This window comes from Dactylosporangium siamense (assembly GCF_016862795.1).
In the GTDB taxonomy this organism is placed as follows: domain Bacteria; phylum Actinomycetota; class Actinomycetes; order Mycobacteriales; family Micromonosporaceae; genus Dactylosporangium; species Dactylosporangium siamense.
Map to the genome: position 1 here is coordinate 3,361 of NZ_BONQ01000111.1, position 25,911 is coordinate 29,271.

Here is a 25,911-nt window from a genome sequence, read left to right on the forward strand (position 1 = left end):
ATGCTCTCCGAGTCGAAGCAGGAACTGCTCAAGCGCCGGCTGCGCGGCGAGCTGTCGGCGCCCACCAGGACCGCCCGTCCGGCCGGACCGGTTCCGCTGTCGTTCGCGCAGCATCGGCTGTGGTTCCTCGACCAGCTGGAGCCCGGCTCCACCGACTACAACGTGCTGATGGCGATGCGCCTGACCGGCCCGATGCACGGTGCCGCGCTCAGGGCCGCGCTCGAGGCGATCGTCGAGCGTCACGAGGTGCTGCGGACCCGGCTGGTCGCCGAGGACGGGGTGGCGCGCCAGATCATCGACCCGCCCGGCCCCTTCGACCTCGCCCACGCGGACGCCTCCGACGCGCCCGACCCGATGGACCGGGCCCACCGCATCGTCGAGGAGCTCGTCGCGGTGCCGTTCGACCTGGCGGCCGGGCCCCTCATCCGGGGCACGCTCATCCGGCTCGCCGACGACGACCACGTGTTCGCGCTCTGCATGCACCACGTCGTGTCCGACGAATGGTCGGCCGAGATCCTCCACCGCGAGCTGACGGTCCTCTACGAGGCATTCAGGTCCGGCGGCCCGTCGCCGCTGGCCCCGCTGAGCACCCAGTACGCCGACTTCACCTTCTGGCAGCGCGGCTGGCTCGACGGCCCGAAGGGCGCCGCCGAGCTCGACTACTGGACCCGGCACCTGGCCGGCCTCCCGGTGCTGGAGCTGCCGGCCGACCGCCCCCGCCCGCCGGTGCGCAGCACGTCCGGCGCCCGCTACGACGTCGAGATCTCCGAGCCGACCGCCGCCCGGCTGCGCCAGCTGTCCCGGGACACCGGCGCGTCGATGTTCATGACCCTGCTCGCGGCATTCAGCGCACTGCTGAGCCGGCACACCGGGCAGGACGACGTGGTGATTGGCACGCCGATCGCCAACCGGGGCGACGCCGAGGCCGAGCATCTCATCGGACTGTTCCTCAACACCCTCGTGCTGCGGACCGACCTGTCCGGCGACCCGGCGTTCACCGACCTGCTGGGCCGGGTGCGGCAGACCGCGCTGGCCGCGTACGAGCACCAGAACGTCCCGTTCGAGCGGATCGTCGAGGCCCTCGTGCCCGAGCGGGACCGCTCGCGCACCCCGCTGTTCCAGGTGCTGTTCGACTACGCCGCGGGCGACGGCGCCGAGTTCGAACCGGGCGACCTCAGCGTCACCGGCTTCGAGGTGGAGCGGCGCACCGCCAAGTTCGACCTCACCCTCGGTCTCATGGACGTCGAGGGACAGGGCATCTTCGGCGGGTTCGAGTACAGCACCGACCTGTTCGACCGTCCCACCGTGCAGCGGCTGGCCGGGCATCTGGTGACGCTGCTCGACGCGGTCGCCGCGGACCCCGGGCAGCGGCTGTCCCGGCTGCCGGTCCTCACCGCCGGCGAGCGCGCGATGGCGCTCGACGGCTGGAACGACACCGCGGTCGCGCTCGCCGACCCCCTCGGCGTCCACGAGCGCATCGCCGCCCGGGCACGGGCGAACCCCGGCGCCGTCGCCGTGACGTCCGGCCCGCACTCGCTCACGTACGCCGAGCTCGAGGAGCGGGCCGGTCGGCTGGCCGGGCACCTGCTGGACCTCGGCATCGGCCCCGAGTCGGTGGTCGGGATCTGCCTCGAGCGCGGCCTCGACCTCGTCGTGGCGCTGCTGGCGGTGTGGCGGGCCGGCGGCGCGTTCGTGCCGCTGGACCCCGACTTCCCGGCCGAGCGGCTGGAGTATCTGCTCGCCGACAGCGCGGCCACGCTCGTCGTCGGCCACCGCGGCGCGACCGAGGCGCTGGCCGGCTCGATCGTGCGCGGCCTCTGGCTCGACGACCCGGAGACCGCCCGGCAGCTCGCCCGGCGCGAGCCGGCCCCGCCGCAGCCGCTCGTCGACCCGGCCCGCGCCGCGTACCTGATCTACACGTCCGGCTCCACCGGGCGCCCCAAGGGCGTCGTGGTCTCCCACGAGAACCTCACCAACTTCCTCGTCTCCATGGCCGGCGAACCCGGCCTCGGCGAGCACGACACGCTGCTCGCCGTCACCACCGCCGGCTTCGACATCGCCTGGCTCGAGCTGTTCCTGCCGCTGGTGACGGGCGGGCGGACCGCGATCGCCGACCGGGCCACGGCCCGCTCGCCCCAGGCCCTGGCCGCCGAGCTCGGCCGGGTCCGGGCGACCGTCATGCAGGCCACGCCGGCCACCTGGCGGATGCTGGTCGACGACGGCTGGGCCGGCGCGTCCGGGCTGCGCGCGCTGAGCGGGGGAGAGGCGCTGCCGGCCGACCTGGCCGACGCGATCCTCGCCCGCACGGGCGAGCTGTGGAACATGTACGGGCCGACCGAGACCACGGTGTGGTCGTCGTGTGAGCGGGTCACCGCCGGCGCCGACCTGACCCTCGGCCGGCCGGTCGCCAACACCCGCGCGCTGGTCCTGGACCGGTCCCTGGAGCCGGTCCCGGCCGGCGTGCCCGGTGAGCTGTTCCTCGGCGGCACCGGCGTCGCCCGGGGCTACCACGACCGGCCCGACCTCACCGCCGAGCGGTTCGTCGCCGACCCGTTCCGCACCGACGGCGCCCGCCTCTACCGGACCGGCGACCTGGTGCGCCGCGGCACCGACGGCCGCCTGCAGTACCTCGGCCGCACCGACCACCAGGTCAAGGTCCGCGGGTTCCGGGTCGAGCCCGGCGAGATCGAGGCTGCCCTCGTCGGCGACCCGCTGGTCTCCGCCGCCGTGGTCGTGGTCCTCACCGACCGGCTCGTGGCGTACCTGACGCCGGCCGACCCGCGGCAGGGCATCCCGGCCGCGGCCCGGCTGCGGGCCCGGCTCGGCGAGACCCTGCCCGACTACATGATCCCGTCGCTGTTCGTCGAGCTCGACGTGCTGCCCCGGACCCCGAACGGCAAGCTCGACCGCTCCGCGCTGCCCGTCCCCGACGGCGTGCGCGCCGGGCAGGCCGAGGCGTTCGTCGCCCCCCGCACGCCGACCGAGGAGGTCGTCGCCGGCATCTGGGCCGAGGTGCTCGGCCTGGACCGGGTCGGCGTCCGGGACGACTTCTTCGACCTCGGCGGCCACTCGCTCGCCGGCGTGCAGGCGATCTCGCGCATCCGCACGGCCTTCCAGCGCGAGCTGCCCCTCGCGGCGCTGTTCGACCAGCCCACCGTCGCGGCGCTCTCGAGCGTGATCGACGCCCTGGCGCCCGGCGGGGCCGCGCCGCCGATCGTCGCCGCCGACCGGGACCGGCCGCTGCCGCTGTCGTTCAACCAGCAGCGGCTGTGGTTCCTCGACCAGCTGCAGAAGGGCTCGCCGGAGTACAACGTGCCGTTCGCGCTGCGTCTGGGCGGCCGGTTCGAGCCCGGCGCGCTGCAGGGGGCGCTCGACGCCGTCATCGCCCGCCACGAGGTGCTGCGCACGCGGCTCGTCACCGTCGACGGGGTGCCCCGCCAGGTCGTGTCCGAGCCGGCCCCGTTCGAGCTGCGCACCACCGACGTCTCCAACCAGGCCGACCCCCGGGCCGCCGCGTCCGAGCTCGCCGCGGTCGACGCCGCCGCGTCGTTCGACCTGGCCGCCGGGCCGGCGATCCGCGGCCGGCTCATCCGCATCGCGGCCGACGAGCACGTGCTGCTCCTGGTGCTGCACCACGCCGTCTTCGACGACCAGTCGTCGGACATCCTCGAGCGTGAGCTGATCCGGGTGTACACCGCCCTGCGCGACGACGCGCCCGTCGCGCTCGACCCGCTGCCGGTGCAGTACGCCGACTTCGCGGTCTGGCAGCGCGAACGACTCGACGGCGCGACGCTTGCGGACCAGCTCGGCTACTGGCGCGCGCGGCTGCACAACGCCGCCACCCTCGAACTGCCGCTGGACCACCCGCGCCGGCTGACCGGCTCGCCGGCCGGCCGCGGCGTCGAGTTCGAGCTCGACGCCGACGTGCTCACCGGCCTGCGCGCCGCCGCACGGACCGGCGGCGCCTCGCTGTTCATGGTGCTCGCGGCCGGGCTCTCCGCGGTCCTCGGCCGCTGGGCGGCCCAGGACGACGTCGTGATCGGCACCCCGGCGGCCGGCCGCCACCACGCCGAGATCGAAGACCTCATCGGCTTCTTCGTCAACACCCTGACGCTGCGGGCCGACCTGTCCGGCGACCCGACGTTCGGCGAGCTCGTCGGCCGCGTGCGGCAGAGCGTGCTCGGTGCCTTCGACCACCAGGACGTGCCCTTCGAACGGTTGGTGGAGCAGCTGCAGCCGCAGCGCGAGCTCGGCCGCCACCCGCTGTTTCAGGTCCTCGCGACGCACGCCCGGCAGACCGGCGCCGCCGAGGCGTCCGACGTCGCGTCCGGTGGCGTCGACCTGCCCGCCCGGCCGCCCACGTTCGACCTCACCGTCGTCTTCACCGAGGGCGACGCGCGCCTGAGCGTCCTGCTGAACTTCAACGCCGACCTGTTCGAGACCGCGACCGTGCAGCGGCTCGCGGAGCACCTGACCGAGCTGCTCACCGCGGCCGCGGCCGGCCCCGGCCGGCGCCTGTCCGCCCTCGCCATGGTGCCCGCCGCCGAGCTGCGCTCGCTCGAGCAGTGGAACGCCACCGCCGCGCCGGAGCCGGCGGCGAGCGTGCTCGACCTCGTCGCCCGGGCCGCGGCGGCGAACCCCGACGCGCCCGCGGTCTCCTTCGGCGGCGAGACGCTCACCTATCGCCGGCTCGACGAGCGCGCCGCCGACCTCGCCGCCCGGCTGCGCGCGGCGGGGGTGGGCCCCGAGACCGTGGTCGGCCTGTATCTCGACCGCGGCCCCGACATGGTGGCGTCCGTCCTCGCGGTGTGGCGCGCCGGCGGCGCCTACCTGCCGCTGGACCCGGACCACCCGCTCGACCGGGTCGCCTTCATGCTGGCCGACAGCGGCGCGAGCGTGCTCGTCGGCGACCACCGCATCGAGGGCGTCGAGGGCACCGCGCGCCGGGTCCGCATCGACCGGCCCGACCCGGCGACCGCCCCGGACACCGGGCCCGCCCGGCTCGCGCCGGACCAGCTCGCGTACGTCATCTACACCTCCGGCTCCACCGGGCGCCCCAAGGGCGTCATGGTGTCGCACCGCAGCGCCGCCAACCTCGTCGCCGCACAGGCCCGGGACCTGGCCATCGCCCCCGGCGACGTCGCGCTGCAGCTGGTGTCGTTCAGCTTCGACGTGTCCGTCAGCGACATGTTCTCGCCGCTCGCGGCCGGTGCCGAGCTGCGCATCGCCGACAGCGAGGCCCGCCGGTCCATCCCGGCGCTGCAGGAGCTGATCGCCACGCACCGCGTCGCGATCGCCCAGATCCCGCCGGTCCTGCTGCGGGAGCTCGACCCGGCGGCCGTGCCCGCGCTGCGGACCGTGCTCACCGGCGGGGAGCCGTGCCCGCCCCCGGTCGCCGCCGCCTGGTCCGCCGGGCGCCGCTTCATCAACGCCTACGGGCCGACGGAGGCGACCGTCTGCGCCACGCTCGCCATCGACCCGCCGACCGCGGGCGCCCTGCCGATCGGCGGGCCCATCGCCAACGCCCGGGTCCACGTCCTCGACGCGGCGCTGCGCCCCGTGCCCGTCGGCGTCGCCGGCGAGCTCTTCATCGCCGGCGTCGGTGTGGCCCGCGGATACCTGGGCCGCCCGGACCTCACCGCCGAGCGGTTCGTGCCCGACCCGCTCGCCGCCGACGGCGGGCGGCTCTACCGCACCGGAGACCTGGTGCGCCGCCGCAGCGACGGGGACCTGCTGTTCCTGGGCCGCGTCGACCGGCAGATCAAGGTCCACGGAAACCGGATCGAGCCGGGCGAGATCGAGTCACTGCTGACCGCCCGGCCGGAGATCGCCGCGGCGGTGGTGACCGCCAAGACCTACCGCGACCGCGCCGTGCTCGCCGCCTACCTGGTCGCCCACGACCCTGAGCGGGGCGTCCCGGAGGCCGCCGAGCTGCACGCCGCGCTCGCCGCCACGCTGCCGGCGCACATGGTGCCGAGCCACTTCATCGAGCTGGCCCAGCTCCCGCTCACCCCGAACGGCAAGATCGACCACGACGCGCTCCCGGCCCCGGAGGCGTCCCGGTCCCGGGCCGGCGGCGCCTACGTCTCGCCCGAGACACCGACCGAACGGATCCTCGCCGAGGTGTGGGCCGACGTCCTCGGGGTGGAGCGGGTCGGCGCCGGCGACAACTTCTTCGAGCTGGGCGGCGACTCCATCGCCAGCATCCAGGTCGTGTCCCGGGCCCGGGCGCTCGGCGTCCACGTGACGGCCGCGCACATGTTCGAGCACCAGAGCGTCGCCGCGCTCGCCCGGGTGGCGCAGCACAGCGCGCCCGTCGACGCCGAGCAGGGCACGGTCGCCGGCGAGTACCCGCTGACCCCGATCCAGCGCTGGTTCTTCGAACGCGACCTGCCGCGACCCGCGCACTACAACCAGTCGGTCCTGCTCGAGGCCGCCGGCCCCGTCGACGCCGACGCGCTGCGCCGCGCCGTGCGCGCGGTCCTCGCCCACCACGACGCGCTGCGCTCGCGGTTCCTGCGGGTCGACGCCGGCTGGCTGGCCCACACCGTGCCCGCCGAGGCGGGCGAGCCGCTGCGGCTGGTCGAGGCCGCCGAGCTCACCGACGCGCAGCTCGAGGCCGCCGCCACCGAGGTCCAGGCCGGCCTGGACCTGCAGCACGGCCCGCTCATCCGGTTCGCCCTCTTCGACCGGGGCCCGGCGCGGGCCGCGCTGCTGCTGGTCGCCGCCCACCACCTCGTCGTCGACGTGGTGTCCTGGTCGATCCTGCTCGACGACCTGGCCGCCGCCTACGACCAGGCCGAGGCGGCCACGCGGGGGGCCGGCGGCGCGATCCGGCTACCGGCGAAGACGACCTCGTTCACCCGGTGGGCGCGGCGGCTGACCGAGCTCGCCGGCTCGGCCGAGGTGGCCGCCGAGGACGGGTACTGGCACGAGCAGGTCGCCGGCGCCGCCCGCCTGCCCCGCGACCGCGACGGCGCCAACGCCGTGCACACCACGGCCGAGGTGCGCGTGGCGCTGGACGCCGAGCGGACCGACCGGCTGCTGCACCGGGTGCCGGCCGCCTACCGCACCCAGGTCAACGACGCACTGCTGACCGCCCTCGGCGCGGTCCTCACCGCCTGGGCCGGCGACGCGCCCGTCCTGGTGGACCTCGAGGGCCACGGCCGTGAGGACACCGGCGCCGACATCGACGTGTCCCGCACGGTCGGCTGGTTCACCAGCTTCCACCCGTTCCGGCTCGAGCCGGCCGGCGGCGAACCCGGCCGGGCCCTGCTGGGCACCAAGGAGCGGCTGCGGGCCGTGCCCCGCCGCGGCATCGGCTACGGGCTGCGCCGCTTCCTCGCGCCCGCCCCCGCCCGTCCGGCCGGCGCCGAGGTCAGCTTCAACTACCTCGGCCAGGCCGGCGGCGGCACCGCCGGCACCGACCGTGGCGCCGCCCCCCGCTTCCAGCGGCTGGACGGCTCGCTCGGCGACGCCCGCGCCGCCGAGGGCGAGCGCACCCACCTCGTCGAGATCGAGTGCGAGGTCGTCGACGGCGCGCTCACCATCGGCTGGTCGTACTCGACCGCCGTGCACGACGAGGCCACGATCGCCCGCCTGGCCCACGCCTACGTGGAGGCCCTCACCGGCCTCGTCGAGCACTGCTGCGCCCCCGGCGCCGGCGGCTACAGCCCGTCGGACTTCCCGCTGGCCGAGCTCGACCAGGCCGCGCTGGACACCCTGCCGCCCGCCGCGGTGGAGGACGTCTTCCCGCTCACCCCGATGCAGCAGGGCATGCTGTTCCACTCCCGGCTCGCCCCGGGCTCCGGGGTCTACTGGGTGCAGAACGGGATGCTGCTCGACGGCGACGGCGACGTCGACCTGGCCGCGCTGCGGCGGGCCTGGGTCGCCGTCGCCGCCCAGCACGCCGTGCTCCGCGGCTCGCTGCTCGCCGGCGACGTGCCGGTCCCGCACTTCGTGGTGGCCCGCGAAGCGGTCGTGGACCTCGAGGTCGCCGACTGGTCGGCGCTGAGCGGGGCCGAGGCCGAGGCGGCACTCGACGAGTGGATGGCCGGGGACCGGGCCAGCGGCGCCGACGCCGACGGCGCGGCGCTGTGGCGGGTCCGCGTGTTCCGGCTCGCCGAGGGGCGCCACCAGATGGTGTGGAGCTACCACCACCTGCTCCTGGACGGCTGGAGCGTCCCGATCGTGCTCACCGGGCTGCTCGACACCTACCACGCGCTGCGGGCCGGCCGCCCGGCGCAGGCCCCGTCGCGGCCCCCGTTCCGCGACCACGTCGCGTGGGTGGCCGCCCAGGACGAGCGGGCCGCCGAGACGTTCTGGCGGGACCGGCTGCGCGGGTTCGACGAGGCCACGTCGCTGCGGGTCGAGCTCGACACCGCGGCCGGGACACAGGGCGTGCAGCGCTACCGCAACCGGCTCACCGGCGCGGCCACCCGGGCGCTCACCGAGCTCGCCCGGCGCCACCGGCTCACGCTCAACACCGTCGTCCAGGGCGCCTGGTCGATGCTGCTGTCGGTGTACGCCGGCACGGACGACGTGGTGTTCGGCGTGACGACCTCGGGCCGCAACGGCCAGCTGCCCGGCGTCGAGTCGATCGTCGGCCTGCTGCTCAACACGACCCCCGCCCGCGTCCGGCTGGACCGGGACGCGTCGGTGTCCACCTGGCTGCGCCGGCTGCAGCGCGAGCAGGTCGAGGCCCGCCGCTTCGAGCACGTGCCGCTGGTGCAGGTCCAGTCCTGCAGCGAGCTGCCCGCCGGCCGCGCGCTCTTCGACTACCTGCTGCTCTTCGAGAACTTCCCGGCCGAGGAGCTGGACAGCGGCAAGGACGCCTCGCGGGCCGGCGGCCTGCGGATGGAGGAGAACCTCTCGCACGAACAGCCCAGCTATCCGCTGACCGTGGTCGCCGGCCCGGGCGCCGAGCTGAGCATCAACCTGGTGTACGACCGGGCCCGCTTCGCCCCGGACACCATCGACCGGCTGGCCGGACAGCTCATCGGCCTGCTGGGCGCGATCGGGGCCGACCCGGGCCGCCCGGTCGGCGACCTGATGGCCGGCCTCGCCGGGATCAGCCGCAACGAGGCAGCGCTGCCCCTGCCGCCGGTCGGTGGGGTGCACGAGCTCGTGGCCGAGCAGGCGCGGCAGCGCCCCGACGCGGTCGCGGTGCGCTACGGCGATCGGCACCTCACCTACGCCGAGCTCGACCGCCGGGCCGACGGCCTGGCGCGCTGGCTGCTCGGCGAGGGCGTCACCGCCGAGACGGTGGTCGGCCTCTGCCTGGACCGCGGCGTGGAGCTGATCGTCGGGCTGCTCGCCGTGCTGAAGGCGGGCGGGGCATACCTCCCGCTGGACCCGGCGTACCCCGCCGACCGGCTCGAGTACATGTGCTCCGACAGCGGCGCGACGCTCGTCCTCGGCGACGCGCGCACCCCCGCGCGACTCGCCGAGCGGGTCGTCCGGCTCGACGACCCGTGGACGGCCGCGGCGATCGAGGCCGCCGGCAGCGAACCGCTCGACGCCCGGACCGACCCGGGTCAGCTCGCCTACATCATCTACACCTCGGGCTCCACCGGCCGGCCGAAGGGCACCGCCGTCTGCCATCGCGACATCCTCAGCCTGGTCACCCCCGGCGACTACGTCTCCATCGGCGCCGCCGACGTCGTGGCGCAGGCCTCGACCACCGCGTTCGACGCGGCGACGTTCGAGGTCTGGGGGGCGCTGGCCAACGGCGCCTGCCTGGCCGGCATCGACCGCGAGGTGCTGCTGGCGCCCGAGCGGCTCGGCGACGACCTGCAGCGGCAGGGCGTGACCGTGCTGTTCCTGACCACGGCCCTGTTCAACCGCCTCGCGGCCGACGCGCCCTACGGCCTGCGCGGCGTGCGCACGCTGCTGTTCGGCGGCGAGGCCGTCGACCCGCTCAGCGTGCGCCGCGTCCTGACCCTGGGCCGGCCCGGCCGGCTGCTGCACGTGTACGGGCCCACCGAGACGACCACGTTCGCCACCTGGCACCCGGTGACCCGCGTCGCGGGTGCCACCGTGCCGATCGGGCGGCCGCTGGCCAACATGGAGGCCTACGTCCTGGACCGGTCGTTGCGGCCGGTGCCGGACGGGGTGCCCGGCGAGCTGCACCTCGGTGGCGTCGGCGTCGCCCGCGGCTACCACCGCCGCCCCGACCTCACGGCGGAGCGGTTCGTCGCCGACCCGCACGGCCCCGACGGCGGCCGCCTCTACCGGACCGGCGACCTCGTGCGCCGGCGGGACGGGGCGATCGAGTTCATCGGCCGGGTCGACCGGCAGGTGAAGATCCGCGGCCACCGCATCGAGCCGGCCGAGATCGAGCACGTCCTGCTGCGCCACCCCGCCGTCAAGGCGGCCGTGGTCGACGTGCGGGCCGACGGCGGCGAGCGCCGGCTGGTCGCCTATCTGGTGCCGGCCGACCTCGGCCAGGGGCTGCCGGCCACCGCCGCCCTGCGGGCCCACCTGCGCGAGAGCCTGCCCGACTACCTCGTCCCGGGCGCCTTCGTCGAGCTGGCCGCGCTGCCGCTCAACGCCAACGGCAAGGTCGACCGGCCGGCCCTGCCCGAGCCCGGCGCCGACACCACCGCCGAGGCCGGATTCGCCGCCCCCGAGGGCGCCACCGAGCTGGTCCTGGCCGAGATCTGGGCCGCGGTGCTGGGCCGGGAGCGGGTCGGCGTCACCGACGACTTCTTCGAGCTCGGCGGCCACTCGCTGCTCGTCACCCGGGTCGCGTCGCAGATGCGTGCCCGGCTCGGGGTCGAGCTGGCACTGTCCGCCGTGTTCGACCACCCGACCGTGCGGCAACTGGCGCCGGTGGTCGACAGCATGGCACCGCAGGACCAGGCGCCGCCGATCGTCCCGGCCGACCGGGGCCGGCCGATCCCGCTGTCGTACGCCCAGCAGCGGCTGTGGTTCCTCGACCAGCTCGAGCCGGGATCCGCCGAGTACAACGTGCCGATGGCCTTGCGGCTGACCGGCGAGCTCGACGCCGGCGCGCTCGGCCGGGCGCTGGACGCGATCGTCGAGCGCCATGAGGTGCTGCGCACCCGCCTGGCGGCCGACGCGGACGGCGTGGCACACCAGATCGTGGTCGCGCCGGCCGGGGCCGGGCTGACCGTGCGCGACCTCAGCGGCGCGGACGATCCGGCGGCGACCGCGACGCGGCTGGTGGCCGAGGACCTCGACCTGCCCTTCGACCTGGCGGCCGGGCCGCTGTGGCGGGCCCTGCTCTACCGGCTGGGCCCCGACGAGCACGTGCTGAGCCTGTGCATGCACCACGTGGTGTCCGACGAGTGGTCGGTCGGCGTGCTGCGCCGCGAGCTGGAGGTCCTGTACGACGCGTTCCGCCGCGGCGCGGAGTCCCCGCTGCCGCCGCTGGCCGTGCAGTACGCCGACTTCGCCGTCTGGCAGCGGGAGTGGCTGCGCGGCGAGGTGCTGGACGGCCAGCTCGCCTACTGGCGGAACCGCCTCGCCGGCGTGCCCACCCTGAACCTGCCGACCGATCGGCCCCGGCCCGCGGTCCGCTCGTCCGCCGGCGGCCTCGTGCCGTTCGAGCTCGGCGACGAGGTGGTCACCGGGCTGCGCGCGCTGAGCCGCGATACCGGCGCCACCATGTTCATGACGCTGCTGGCCGCCTTCGGCGTGGTGCTCGGCCGGTACGCCGACCAGGACGACCTGCTCGTCGGCACGCCCATCGCCAACCGCACCCGGTCGGAGCTCGAGCCGCTGATGGGCTTCTTCGTCAACACGCTCGTGCTGCGGCTCGACCTGTCCGGCGAGCCGACCGTCGCCGAGCTCATCCGCCGGGTGCGCGACGGCGCCCTCGCCGGCTACGCGCACCAGGACGTGCCGTTCGAGCAGCTGGTCGACCAGCTCCAGCCGGAGCGGGACCGGTCGCGGCACCCGCTGTTCCAGGTGATGTTCGGCGTCGACCGGGTCGGCGACACCCCGCTCGCCCTCGGCGGGCTCGACATCCAGTCCGTGCCGTTCGGCTCCGCCGTCGCCCGCTTCGACCTCACGCTGTCGCTCAGCGACGGGCCGCAGGGCATCGACGGGCACCTGGAATACAGCACCGACCTGTTCGACCGCTCGACGGCCGAGCGGATGGTCGGGCACCTGCTGGTCGTGCTCGCGGCGGCCGCCGCCGATCCGCGGTGCCGGGTGAGTGACCTGCCGCTGCTCGACCCGTCGGAGCTGCGGCTCGCCGTCGCCGGCTGGAATGACACCGCCCGCCCGGTGCCGCCCTCGGCCGGCCTGCACGAGCTGGTCGCCGGGCACGCCGCGCGACGGCCGGGCGCCACCGCCGTGACGTTCGACGGCGAGCGGCTCGACTACGCGGACCTCGACGCCCGGGCCCAGCGGTACGCGGCGGCACTGCGCGACGCCGGGGTCGGTCCCGAGACCGTCGTGGCGCTGTGCCTGCCGCGGGGCATCGGGGTCGTCGCCGCCATTCTGGCGGTGTGGAAGGCGGGCGGCGCCTACCTGCCGCTGGACCCCGCCTACCCGGCCGAACGGCTCGCGTTCATGCTCGCCGACAGCCGCGCCTCGGTGCTGGTCTGCGACGACGAGACGGCCGACCTGCTGCCCGCGGGCCGGACCCGGCTCATCCGGCTGGCCCAGCTCGACGCCCCCCCGGCCCGGGCCTTCACCCCCGCCGCCGCCCGCCCGGAACAGGCCGCGTACCTCATCTACACGTCCGGCTCCACCGGCCGGCCCAAGGGCGTCGTGGTGCCGCACCGCGGGCTGGTGCATCTCGTCGAAGCGCAGCGGGCCGCGTTCGGTGTGGGCCCCGACGACGTCGTGCTGCAGTTCGCGCCGCTGAGCTTCGACGCCTCCGTGTGGGAGATGGCGATGGCGCTGGGCCTGGGCGGCGCGCTGACGATCGCGACCGCCCGGGCCCGCACCGAGCCGGACGTGCTGGCCGCCGAGGCGGCGGCGGCCGGGGTCACCGCGGCCACCGTGCCGCCGTCGCTGCTGCGCGCGCTCGAACCGGGACAGCTCGACGGCGTGGCGACGCTGATCGCCGCCGGCGAGCGGCTGGCACCCGAGGTCGCGGCCCGGTGGGGTCGCGGGCGGCGGCTGTTCAACGCCTACGGCCCGACCGAGACCACGGTCTGTGCCACCGTGGCCCGTTGCGAGCCCGACGCCCCCGGCGGACCGCCGATCGGCGCGCCCATCGCCAACAGCCGCGTCTACGTGCTGGACCGTCAGCTGCGGCCGGTGCCCGTCGGGGTGCCGGGCGAGCTGTACGTCGCCGGATCCGGCATCGCCCGCGGCTACGTGTTCCGGCCCGAGGCGACCGCCGAGCGGTTCGTGCCCGACCCGTTCGGCAACGACGGCTCCCGGCTCTACCGGACCGGCGACCAGGTCCGCCGGCGGCCCGACGGGGACCTGGAGTTCCTCGGCCGGGTCGACCAGCAGGTCAAGATCCGCGGCTACCGGGTCGAGCCCGGCGAGGTCGAGGCGGCGCTGATCACCCACCCGGCCATCGCGTCGGCCGCGGTCATCGCCCGCGCCGACGCCGGCACCGGCGCCCGGCTGGTCGCCTACCTGGTGCCCGCCGAGCCGGAGGACGGCGTCCCACCGGCCGCCGAGCTGCGTGCCCGCCTGGCCGCGACGCTGCCCGACTACCTGATCCCGGCCGCCTTCGTCGAGCTCAACGCGCTGCCGCTGAACCCGAGCGGCAAGCTCGACCGGGCCGCCCTGCCGGCGCCCGGCGCCACCACCGAGGGCGCGGCGTTCGTCGCACCGCGCACGGCCGCGGAGCGCATCCTCGCCGAGGTCTGGGCCGAGTTGCTGCGCCGCGACCGCGTCGGCGCCACCGACAACTTCTTCGAGCTCGGCGGCGACTCCATCCTCAGCATCCAGATGGTCACCCGGGCCCGCGCCCGCGGCCTGCACCTCAACCCGGCCCAGACCTTCGAGCACCAGACGGTCGCCGCCCTGGCCGCCGTCGGGCGCCCCGTCGCCGACATCGACGCCGAACAGGGGCCGGTCACCGGCCCGCTGCCGCTGACCCCGATCCAGCGCTGGTTCTTCGACCGGCAGCTGCCCGAGCCCGACCACTACAACCAGTCGGTCGCGCTCGTCGCCGACGCGCCGGTGGACCCCGCCCCGCTGCGGGAGGCCCTCGTCGCGCTGCTGGGCCACCACGACGCACTGCGGCTGCGCTTCGCCGGCGGCGCGGCGAGCATCGCCCCGCCGGACGGCGGGGCACCGCTCGAGCATGCCGACCTCGCCGGCCTGAGCGACGACGACGCCGAACGCCGGATGCGGGAGACCGCCACCGCCGCCCAGACCGGACTGCGCCTGGAGACCGGCCCGCTGCTGCGCGCCGTGCTGTTCGACGCCGCCCCGCTCGGCGACGGCCGCCGGGCCCAGGTGCTCCTGCTGGTCGTGCACCACACCGCGGTCGACGGCGTGTCGTGGCGGGTCCTGCTGGAGGACCTCGAGCTCGCCTACGGGCAGCGGGAGCGCGGCGAGCCGGTGACGCTGCCCGCGAAGACGACCTCGATCCACCGCTGGGCGACCGCGCTGCAGGAGCTGGCGGCCGGCCCCGAGGCCGACTACTGGCTGGCCGCCACCGCCGGCGCCGGGCCGCTGCCGCGCGACCACGCCGCCGCCGGGCCGGGCGACGTGGACTCCGCCCGCACGATCCGCGGCGCGCTCGACCCCGAGCGCACGGAGGCCCTTCTCGAGCGGGTGCCCGCGGTGTACCGCACCCAGATCAACGACATGCTGCTGGCCGCGCTCGGCGCCACCCTGCAGGAGTGGGCCGGCCACCCGGTCCTCGTCGACCTCGAGGGCCACGGCCGCGAGGACGTCGGGCCGCGCATCGACGTGTCCCGGACCGTCGGCTGGTTCACCAGCCTCTACCCGGTGCGCCTCGGCGGCTCCGCCGGCGACCCCGCCGGACTGCTCAAGGCGACCAAGGAGCGGCTGCGCGCCGTGCCGCGCCGCGGCCTGCTGGGCCACCTCGCGGGCGGCGACCCGGCCGAGGCGGCGTTCAACTACCTCGGCCGCATCGACCTGGCCGCACCGGCGGGCGGCGCCCGCTTCGAACAGCTGCCGGGCACGTTTGGCCCCGAACGGGCCGATAGCGGCCGGCGCACGCACCCGATCGAGATCAACGGCCTGATCACCGGCGGCCGGCTCGAGGTGAGCTGGACCTATAGCGAGCAGGTGCACCGGGCCGGGACGATCGAGCGCATCGCCGGCCGGTACCTCGACGTGCTCGCCGCCCTGATCGACCACTGCGTCTCGGCCGGGGCCGGCGGGGCCACCCCGTCGGACTTCCCCCTCGCCGGGCTCGACCAGCCCACCCTCGACCGGGTCCTCGCCGCGGCCGGCGAACCGGTGGAGGACCTGTACCCCCTCACGCCGCTGCAGCAGGGCATGCTCTTCCACAGCCTGCTCGAGCCCGACTCCGGGGTCTTCCACGTGCAGAACGGCCTGGTGCTGGACGGCGAGCTCGACGAGGACGCCCTGCGCCGCGCCTGGCGCCTGGTGCTCGCCCGGCACGCGGTGCTGCGCGGGCGGGTCGTGCACGCCGGGGTACCGGTGCCGCTGCTGCTCGTGCCGGCCACGGCCGAGCCGGTGCTCGAGCACGCCGAGCCGGACGTCGAGGAGTGGCTGGCCGCCGACCGCGCCCGCGGCCTGCCGCTGGACGGCCCGTCGCTGATGCGGGTCACGCTGCTGCGCGCGGCCGACGACCGGCACCACCTCGTGTGGAGCTACCACCACCTGCTGCTGGACGGGTGGAGCGCGCCGACCGTGCTCAACGACCTGATCGCCGCCTACGAGGCCTACCGGGCCGGCGGGGAGCCGCACCTGGAGGCGGTGCGGCCGTTTCGCGACCACGTCGCCTGGCTGGCCGGCCAGGACCCGGGCGAAGCCGCGCGCTACTGGCGCGAGCGGCTGGACGGCTTCACCGCCGCCACCCCGCTGGGCGTCGACCGCGAGACCGGCGCGCAGGGCCACGAGACGTTGCGCGTCGACCTGCCCGAGGCCCTCAGCGGCGAGCTCGCCGAGCTCGCGCGGCGGCACCGGCTGACGCTCAACACCGTCGTGCGCGGCGCCTGGGCGCTGCTGCTGGCCCGCTACAGCGCGACGGACGACGTCGTCTTCGGCGTGACCGTCGCCGGCCGCAGCGAGGAGCTCGCCGGCGTCGAGTCGATGGTCGGCCTGTTCATCAACACCGTGCCGCTGCGGGTCGCCGTCGACGCCGAGGCCCCGGCGTCGCAGTGGCTCGGCCGGCTGCAGGCCGAGCAGGCCGCCGGGCAGCGCTACGAGCACGCGTCGCTGGCGGAGATCCAGCGCTGCGCGCCGCTGGCCGCCGGCCAGCCGCTGTTCGAGAGCCTGCTGCTGTTCGAGAACTACCCGGCGGTCGGCGGCGACGACACCGCCGATGCCGACGGCGAGCCCCCGGCCGGCTTCTCGTCCGGCGTGGCCCGCGAGCAGATCAACTACCCGCTCACCGTCATCGCCGCGCCCGGGCCGCGGCTGATCCTCGGCGCCTCCTACGACCGGGCCCGCTTCACCGGCGCCGCGGTCCGGCGGCTGCTGGATCACCTGACCGGCCTGCTCGCGCAGCTCGTGCGGGACCCGGACCGGCCGCTGTCGGCGTTCGACCTGCCGGGCGCGGACGACCACCGGCCGGCCGCGACCGCGGTGCCCGGCGTCGCCGTCCACGAGGCGTTCACGGCCCACGACGGCGTCGCGGTGCAGGCCGGTCCGGTCTCGCTGACCTACGCCGAGCTCGACGCGCGGGCCAACCGGCTGGCCCACCTGCTGGTCCGCGCCGGCGTGCGGCCCGGCGACGTCGTCGGGCTGTGTCTCGCCCGCGACGCCGACCTGGCCGTCGGGCCCCTCGCGGTGTGGAAGGCCGGCGCCGCCTACCTGCCGCTCGATCCGCAGTTCCCGGCCGAGCGGCTGCGGTACATGCTGGACGACAGCGGCGTCAGCGTCGTCGTCGGCGGGGACGCCGCGACGATCCGGCCCGACGACCCCGACCTCGCGTCCATGCCGGACACCGCCCCCGCTGTCGCGAGCGACGGCGCGCGGACGGCCTACGTGATGTACACCTCCGGCTCCACCGGCCGCCCGAAGGCCGTGCAGGTCAGCCACGGCAACCTGCTGAACTTCCTGCTGTCCATGCGGCACGCGCCGGGCCTGCGCCCCGGCGACGCGCTGCTGGCCGTCACCACCTTCGGGTTCGACATCGCCGGGCTCGAGCTGTTCCTGCCGCTGCTGACCGGTGCCCGGCTCGTCATCGCCGACGAGGACACCGTGCGGGCCCCGGCCCGGCTGGCTGACCTGATCGGGCGCAGCGGCGCCACGGTCATGCAGGCCACCCCGGCGACCTGGCGGATGCTCGTCGACGACGGCTGGGCCGGCGCGCCCGGCCTGACCGCGCTGTGCGGCGGCGAGGCGCTGCCGCGTTCCCTCGCCGAGGCGCTGCTGCCCCGCGTGGGCGCGCTGTGGAACATGTACGGCCCGACCGAGACGACGATCTGGTCCACCTGCCGGCGCATCCTCGACGCCGCCGCGGTCGACCTCGGCGGCCCGATCGCCAACACCGCGGCCCACGTGCTCGACGGCCGGCTGCGGCCGGTGCCGGTCGGGGTGCCGGGGGAGCTGTACCTCGGCGGTGCCGGCGTCGCCCGCGGCTACGGCAACCGCCCCGACCTGACCGCGGAGCGGTTCGTCGCCGACCCGTTCACCGCCGACGGCACCCGGCTCTACCGCACCGGCGACCGGGCCCGCTGGAACGACGACGCCGGCCTGGAGTTTCTCGGCCGGGTCGACCACCAGCTCAAGGTCCGCGGCTACCGCATCGAGCCCGGCGAGGTGGAGGCCGCGATCACCGCCCATCCGGGCATCACCGCCGCCGTCGTCACGGCCGCCGCCGACCGGCTCGTGGCCTACGTCGTGCCGGCACCCGGCGCCCCGGCCCCGTCCGCCGCCGAGCTGCGGGAGCGGCTGCGGCGGTCGCTGCCGCAGTACCTCATCCCGGCCGAGGTGGTCGAGCTCGCCGCATTCCCGCGCACCCCCAACGGCAAGATCGACCGGGCCGCGTTGCCGGCACCGGGTGCGCCGGAGCGTGGGTACCGGCGGCCCGCCACGCCGGCCGAGGAGCTGCTGGCGTCCGTCTGGTCGCAGGTGCTCGGCCGCGATCGGGTCGGCGCCGACGACAACTTCTTCGACCTCGGCGGCCACTCGCTGCTCGCCATCCGCGTGATCTCGCAGGTCCGCTCGGTGCTCGGCGTGGAGCTGCCGATGGCCGCGCTCTTCGAGCACCCGACCGTCGCCGGCCTCGCCGGCGCCGTGCGGCGCGCGGAACACAGCGCGGTCGTGCCGATCGTGGCGGCGCCGCGCGACGGGCTGCTACCGGCGTCCTACGCGCAGCAGCGGCTGTGGTTCCTGCAGCAGCTGGAGCCGGGCTCCGCGCAGTACAACGTGCCGGAGATCATCGGCTTCGACGGGCCCCTCGACGTCGAGGCGCTTCGCGCGGCGCTGACCGCGCTGACCCGCCGGCACGAGGTCCTGCGCACCCGCCTCGTGGCCGTCGACGGCGAGGCGCACCAGCAGATCGACCCGCCGGCGCCGTTCCCGCTGGAGGTCCTCGACGCGACCGGGCACCCCGGCGACGTCGACGGGCGGCTGGCCGCCGCCGCGGCCGAGCCCTTCGACCTCGCGGCCGGCCCGCTGGTGCGCGGCCTTCTCGTCCGGGTCGGCCCCGACGAGCACCGCCTGCTGCTGTGCCTGCACCACGCCGTGGCCGACGCCGCGTCGATGGAGGTCCTGCGCCGCGACCTGGAGGCGCTCTACGACGCCTGCCGCCGCGGCGAGGAGCCTTCGCTGCCGGCGCTGCCCGTGCAGTACGCCGACTACGCCCGATGGCAGCGCGAGCGCCTCGGCGCCGAGGCGCTCGACGGGCAGCTCGCCTTCTGGCGCCGGACCCTGGCCGGCGTGCCCGACCTCGACCTGCCGACGGATCGGCCCCGCGCGGCCGTGCGCTCCTCGGCCGGCGCCGTGCTCGACTTCGCCGTGCCCGGCGAGGTCGCGGACCGGCTGCGCACGGTCGCGCGGTCGGCCGGCGCGACGATGTTCATGACCGCGCTGGCCGGTTTCGCCGCGCTGCTCGGCCGCTACGCCGACGCCACCGACGTGGCGGTCGGCACCCCCGTGTCCGGGCGCGACCACGAGCAGCTGCAGGGTCTCGTCGGCTGCTTCGTGAACAACCTGGTGCTGCGGGCCGACCTGGCCGGCGACCCCACGTTCACTGAGCTGCTCGGTCGGGTGCGCGAGGCCGCGCTGTCCGCCTACGCCAACCAGGACGTGCCGTTCGAGCGGCTGGTCGACGAGCTCGGGGCGGCGGCCCGCGACCGCTCCCGCACCCCGCTGTTCCAGGTGATGTTCACCTACCTCAACACCCCGCCGAGCGACGGGCCGGCGGTCCCGGTGTTCGCGGCGGCGAAGTACGACCTCACCCTCACCCTGTTCGACGGGGGCGACGGGCGGCTGGGCGGCGGCTTCGAGTACAGCACCGCCCTGTTCGACCGCGAGACCGTCGAGGGCCTCGCCGAGCACCTGGTCCAGCTGCTGGCGGCGGCTGCCGCGGACCCGGGCCGGCACCTGTCGGAGCTGGTCGCGCCCGGCCCCGACGACGCGTTCGCGGCGCCGGACGCCTGGACCGGCGTGGCGGCGCTCGTCGCGGACGGCGACGGGATCGCGGTCGCCGCCGGTGGGGAGCGGCTGACCTACACGCGGCTGCGGCGGCGGGTCAACCGGCTGGCGAACGTGCTGCGCGCCGCCGGTGTGCGGCCCGGCTCGGTCGTCGGCGTGTGCACCGGCCGCAACGCCGACCTGGTGGCCGCCCCGTTGGCCGTGTGGGCGGCCGGCGCGGCCTACCTGCCGCTGGACGCGCAGTTCCCGGCCGAGCGGCTGCGGTACCTCATCGCCGACGGCGCGCCGACGGTGATCCTGGGCGAGCGCGGCGTCGTCGGCGACTGGGCCGCCGGACATCCGACGGTCTGGCTCGACGACCCGGCGATCGCGTCGGCGCCCGACACCACGCCGCCCGCGCGCACGGCGCCCGGCGACCTGGCGTACGTCATCTACACCTCCGGCTCGACGGGCCGGCCCAAGGGCGTCGAGATCACCCACGCCAACCTGGCCGCGTTCCTGCTCGCCATGCGCGACCGGCCGGGCGTGCACCGCGACGACGTGCTGCTCGCCGTCACCACGCTCGCCTTCGACATCGCCGGCCTGGAACTGTTCCTGCCGCTGCTGTCCGGCGCCCGCGTCGAGATCGCCGGCGAGGACGAGGCGCGCGACCCGGCCCGGCTGGCCGAGCTGATCGACCGCAGCGGCGCCACCGTCATGCAGGCCACGCCGTCGACCTGGCAGATGCTCACCGACGACGGCTGGGCCGGCGCACCCGGGCTGCGGGTGCTGGCCGGCGGCGAGGCCATGCCCGGGCCGCTGGCCGAGGCGCTGCTGGAGCGCGCCGCCGAGGTGTGGAACATGTACGGCCCGACCGAGACCACCGTGTGGTCCACCTGCGCGCGGCTCGCCCCGGGCGAGGGCGTGCACCTCGGCGCGCCGATCGCCGGCACGCACGTGCACGTGCTCGACCGCAACCTGCGGGCCGTGCCCCCGGGCGTGCCCGGCGAGCTGTACATCGGCGGGCTGGGCGTGGCCCGCGGCTACCGCGGGCGCCCGGAGCTCACGGCCGAGCGCTTCGTCGCCGACCCGGTCGCCGGCGGCGGCGCCCGCCTCTACCGCACCGGTGACCGGGTGCGCCGCTCGCGCGCCGGGCGGCTGGAGTACCTGGGCCGCACGGACCATCAGGTCAAGATCCGTGGGCACCGGATCGAGCCGGCCGAGATCGAGGCGGCGCTGCTGGCCGACCCGTCGGTCGCCGCGACCGTCGTCATGGCCGTCGGCGCCGAGCCGCGCCTCGTCGCCTACGTCGTGCCCGCGGCGGGCGGCGGCGCCGACCCGGCCCGGCTGCGGGCCCGGCTGGCCGGGTCGCTGCCCGACTCCATGCTGCCCTCGGCGTTCGTGGAGCTCGACACGCTCCCGCTGACCCCCAACGGCAAGATCGACCGCGCCGGGCTGCCCGAGCCGGGCCGCGCCGGCCCCGCGGCGCAGTACGCGGCGCCCCGCACCCCGGTCGAGGAGCTCCTCGCGGCCCTGTGGGCCCAGGTGCTCGACATCGAACGGGTGGGCCTGGACGACGACTTCTTCGAGCTGGGCGGCCACTCGCTGCTGGCCACCCGGCTGCTCTCCCGGGTGCGCCAGGCGTTCGCCCGCGACCTGCCGGTCGCGGCGATCTTCGAGCACCGCACCGTCCGGACCCTCGCGGCCGCGCTCGCCGCGGCGGCGGAGTCGGGGTCGCCGGCGGCGCGGATCGCACCCGCGGAGCGCGACCGGCCGCTGCCGCTGTCGTTCGCCCAGCAGCGGCTGTGGTTCCTCGACCAGCTCGAGCCGGGTTCGGCCGACTACAACCTGCCGGTGGCGCTGCGCCTCGGCGGCGAGCTCGACTCGACCGCGGTGGGCGCCGCGTTGGACGCGATCGTCGCGCGCCACGAGTCGCTGCGGACCCGGTTCGTCAGCGACGGCGGCGTGGCCCGCCAGGTCGTGTCGCCGCCGGCCGGCCTGCCGCTGTCCACAGTGGACCTGACCGGCGCGGCCGAGCCGTGGGACCGGGCGGGCGAGCTGATGGCGGCCGACGCGGCGACCCCGTTCGACCTGGCCGCCGGGCCGCTCATCCGCGCCACCCTCTACCGGCTCGCCCCGGCCGAGCACGTGCTGGCGCTGTGCATGCATCACGCGGTGTCCGACGAGTGGTCGCTGGGCATCCTGCGCCGCGAGCTGGAGACACTGCTGGCGGGCGGCGAGCTGCCGGCGCTGTCCCTGCAGTACGCCGACTTCGCGGTATGGCAGCGCGAGGAGCTCGACGGCGACGCGCTCGCGCGGCAGCTCGCACACTGGACCGGCGCGCTCGCGGGCGCGCCCGCGCTGGAGCTGCCGACCGACCGGCCCCGGCCGCCGGTGCGCTCGTCGGCCGGCGCCGTCGTGGACTTCGCCGTGCCGAGCGAGACGGCGGCCGGGCTGCGCGAGCTGTCACGGCACGCCGGCACGACCATGTTCATGACGCTGCTCGGCGGGTTCGCCGTCCTGCTCGGCCGCTACGCCGGCCAGCAGGACGTGGTCGTCGGCACGCCGATCGCCGGCCGGAACCGGGCGGAGATCGAGGACCTCGTCGGGCTCTTCGTCAACACCCTGGCGCTGCGCACCGACCTGTCCGGCGACCCGGCCTTCACCGAGCTGCTGCACCGGGTGCGGGCCGGCGCCCTGGCCGCCTACGAGCACCAGGACGTGCCCTTCGAGCGCGTCGTCGACGAGCTGGGCCGGCCGCGGGACCGCTCCCGCAACCCGCTGTTCGACGTGATGTTCTCCTTCGGCGAGCGGGCCACCGCCGCGGACGGCAACGGGCCGGCCGACGTGGGCATCGGGCGCACGACGACCCTCTACGACCTCACGCTGACCTTCGCCGATCTCGGCGGCGAGCTGGCCGGCACCCTGGAATACAGCACGGCGCTGTTCGACGCCGGGACCGCCGAGCGCCTGGTGGGCCACCTGCTCGCCCTGCTCGGCGCGGCCGCGGCCGACCCGCTGCGGCCGCTGTCGGAGCTGCCGTGGGTCACGCCCGGCGAGCTGGACACGCTGGAGGCCTGGGCGGCCGGGCCGGCGCTGCCCGCGGCCCGCCCGGCCGTGCCCGAGCTCATCGCGCGGTGGGCGTCCGCCGCGCCGGACCGCGTCGCGGTGGTGGCCGACGGGGAGTCGCTCACCTACGGGGAGCTGCTCGATCGCGCCGACAGCCTCGCGCGGCGCCTGCGCGAGCACGGCGTCGTGGCCGAGTCCGTCGTCGGCGTCTGCGCGCGGCGCGGCCCCGCGGCCATCGCCGCCGTCCTCGCGGCGTGGCGCTGCGGCGCCGCCTACCTGCCGCTGGACCCGGCCTATCCGGCGGAGCGGCTGCGGCACATGAGCGACGACGCCGGCGTCGCGGTGCTGCTGGCCGACCACGACCCGGCCTGGGCCGGCGGTGCGCCGGTCGTGCGCCTCGGTGCGCCGGTCGAGCCCCTGGTCGAGGCTCCAGCCGGGCCGCCGCCCACCGGCGCCGACCTCGCGCCGGGCCAGGCCGCATGCGTCATCTACACCTCCGGCTCGACCGGGCGCCCCAAGGGCACGTGGGTGACCCATGCCGCGCTGGCCGCCGTCCACGCGGCCTGGTCGGCGACCCACTTCCCGAACGGCGCCACACACCGCTGGCTGTCCCTGGCGAGCATCAGCTTCGACGTCTTCACCGGCGACCTGGTGCGCGCGCTGGGCTCCGGCGGCACGCTGGTGCTCGGCGAGCCCGGGCTGCAGGCCGACACCGAGGCCTGGGCCGGGTTCCTGGCCGGGCAGGAGATCTCGGCGCTGGAGTGCGCGCCGCGCTACGCCGACGCCCTCGCCGCCCACCTGGCCCGCACCGGCGCCGCCCTGCCCGCGCTGCGGCTGCTGCTGGTCACCACCGACCTGTGGCGCACGGCCGCGGCCGGCCGGGCCCGGCGCATCCTCGGCCCGGACGTGCTCGTGCGCACCGCCTTCGGGCTCACCGAGACGGCGATCGACTCGACGGCCGGCGACCCGGACGGCACCGGCGACGACGGTGGCACCGACCGCTCGGCCCCGATCGGCCGCCCGCTGCCCGGCACCCGCATCCGCGTCCTCGACGGCCGACTGCGTCCCGTCCCGGTCGGCGCGCCCGGCGAGCTGTACATCGGTGGCGCCGGCCTGACCCGCGGCTACGGCGGCCGCCCCGACCTCACCGCCGCCCGGTTCGTCGCCGACCCCTTCCGGGGCGACGGCGATCGGCTCTACCGCACCGGCGACCGGGCGCGGTGGCGCCCCGACGGGCAGCTGGACTTCCTCGGCCGGGCCGACGAGCAGCTGAAGGTGCGCGGCCACCGGATCGAGCCCGGCGAGGTGGAGGCCGCGCTGCGCGAGCACCCCGACGTCGCCCAGGCGGTGGTCGCCGGCGACGGCGAGGACGGCCTCGTCGCGCACCTCGTGCCCGCGGGCGCGGACCTCCCGCCGGCCGCCGACCTGCGCGCATTCCTGCGCCGGTCGCTGCCGGACTTCCTGATCCCGACGGCGTTCGCCGCGATCGCCGAGCTGCCGCTCACCCCGAACGGCAAGATCGACCGGGCCGTGCTGGCCGCGGCCGGCGGCGCCCCCGCCGCCCGCTCGACCGCCTACGCCGCCCCGGTCACCGGCAGTGAGTCGCTGATCGCCGGCATCTGGTCGCAGGTGCTGGGCGTCGAGTCCGTCGGGCGCGACGACAACTTCTTCGACCTCGGCGGCCACTCGCTCATCGCGACCCAGGTGGTGTCCCGGTTGCGCGACGCCGCCGCGGTCGAGCTGCCCGTGTCGGCGCTGTTCGACCACCAGACGCCGGCGGAGCTCGCGGCGGTGCTCGATCGGTCCGCCGCGGGCGGGACGATCGCGCCCATCGCCGCCGCCGACCGGGGCCGGCCGCTGCCGCTGTCGTTCGCCCAGCAGCGGCTGTGGCTGCTCGACCAGCTCGAGCCGGGCTCCGTCGAAAACGTCATCCCCCTCGCGATGCGCCTCGCCGGCGACCTCGACGAGCCGGCGCTGCGGGCGGCGCTCGGCGCGATCGTGGCCCGGCACGAGGTGCTGCGCACCACCCTGGTCGTCGTCGACGGCACCGCCTGCCAGGTGGTCGCCGACCCGGCGCCGTGCGACCTGCCCGTCACCGACGTCAGCGGCGAGCCGGACCCGCGACGGGCGGCCGAGCGGCTCATTGCCGCCGACGCGGCGGTGCCCTTCGACCTCGCCGCCGGGCCGATGTTGCGGACGCGGCTCGTCCGGCTCGCCCCCGACGACCACGTGCTCGTGGTGATCCTGCACCACATCGTCTTCGACGACTGGTCGGCCGGGGTCCTGCAGCGCGAGCTGCACGCCCTCTACACCGGAGCGCAACTGCCGCGGCTGCCGATCCAGTACGCCGACTACGCCGTGTGGCAGCGCGAGCGACTGGCCGGAGGGCTCCTCGAGCGGCAGCTCGACTTCTGGCGCCAGCGGCTGGCGAGCGCGCCGGTGCTGGAGTTGCCGACGGACCGGACCCGGCCGGCGGTCTGGTCGTCGGAGAGCGACAACGAGACGTTCGAGGTGGCCGGCCCCGTCCTCGACGCCCTGCGCGGCATCGCCCGCGCCCGCGGCGCCTCGCTGTTCATGGTCCTCGCGGCGGCGCTGTCGGCCGTGCTCGGCCGGCACGCGGGCACCGAGGACGTGACGCTCGGCATGCCGGTCGCCAACCGCAACCGCGCCGAGATCGAGCACCTCATCGGCTTCTTCGTCAACACCCTCGTGCTGCGCACCGACCTGTCCGGGGACCCGACCTTCGGCGAGCTGGTCGACCGGGTCCGCGCCGGCGCGCTCGGCGCCTACGCCAACCAGGACGTGTCGTTCGAGCAGCTCGTCGACGAGCTGCGGCAGCAGCGGGACCGCTCGCGGCACCCGCTGTTCCAGGTGATGCTCACCCACGCGCGGCGCACCGGCGCCGCCGAGCTGCCCGGCGCGGACGCCGCGGACGGGGGCGTCGACCTGCCGGTGCCCCCGGCGAAGTACGACCTCACGGTCGACCTCACGGAGGACGACGAGGTGCTGTCGGGCTCGCTGAACTACAGCACCAATCTCTTCGACGCCGCCACCATGCGGCGGCTCGCGGCGCACCTGACCGGCCTGCTGGCCGAGGTCGCCGCCGACCCCGGTGCGCCGCTGTCGGCGCTGCGGATGCTGGGCGACACCGAGCTC

The 25,911-nt window shown here is 76.3% G+C and carries 1 protein-coding gene (only partly in view); it reads left to right on the forward strand.

Features of this window, described 5'->3' with window-relative positions; translation table 11 throughout:
• Positions 1-25,911, forward strand: the 5' portion of a protein-coding gene (locus Dsi01nite_RS35640; protein WP_203850764.1) for a non-ribosomal peptide synthase/polyketide synthase. Its footprint extends 1,890 nt past the window's final position; the window shows 25,911 of its 27,801 coding nt (coding positions 1-25,911); the start codon lies at positions 1-3; its stop codon lies off the right edge, out of view.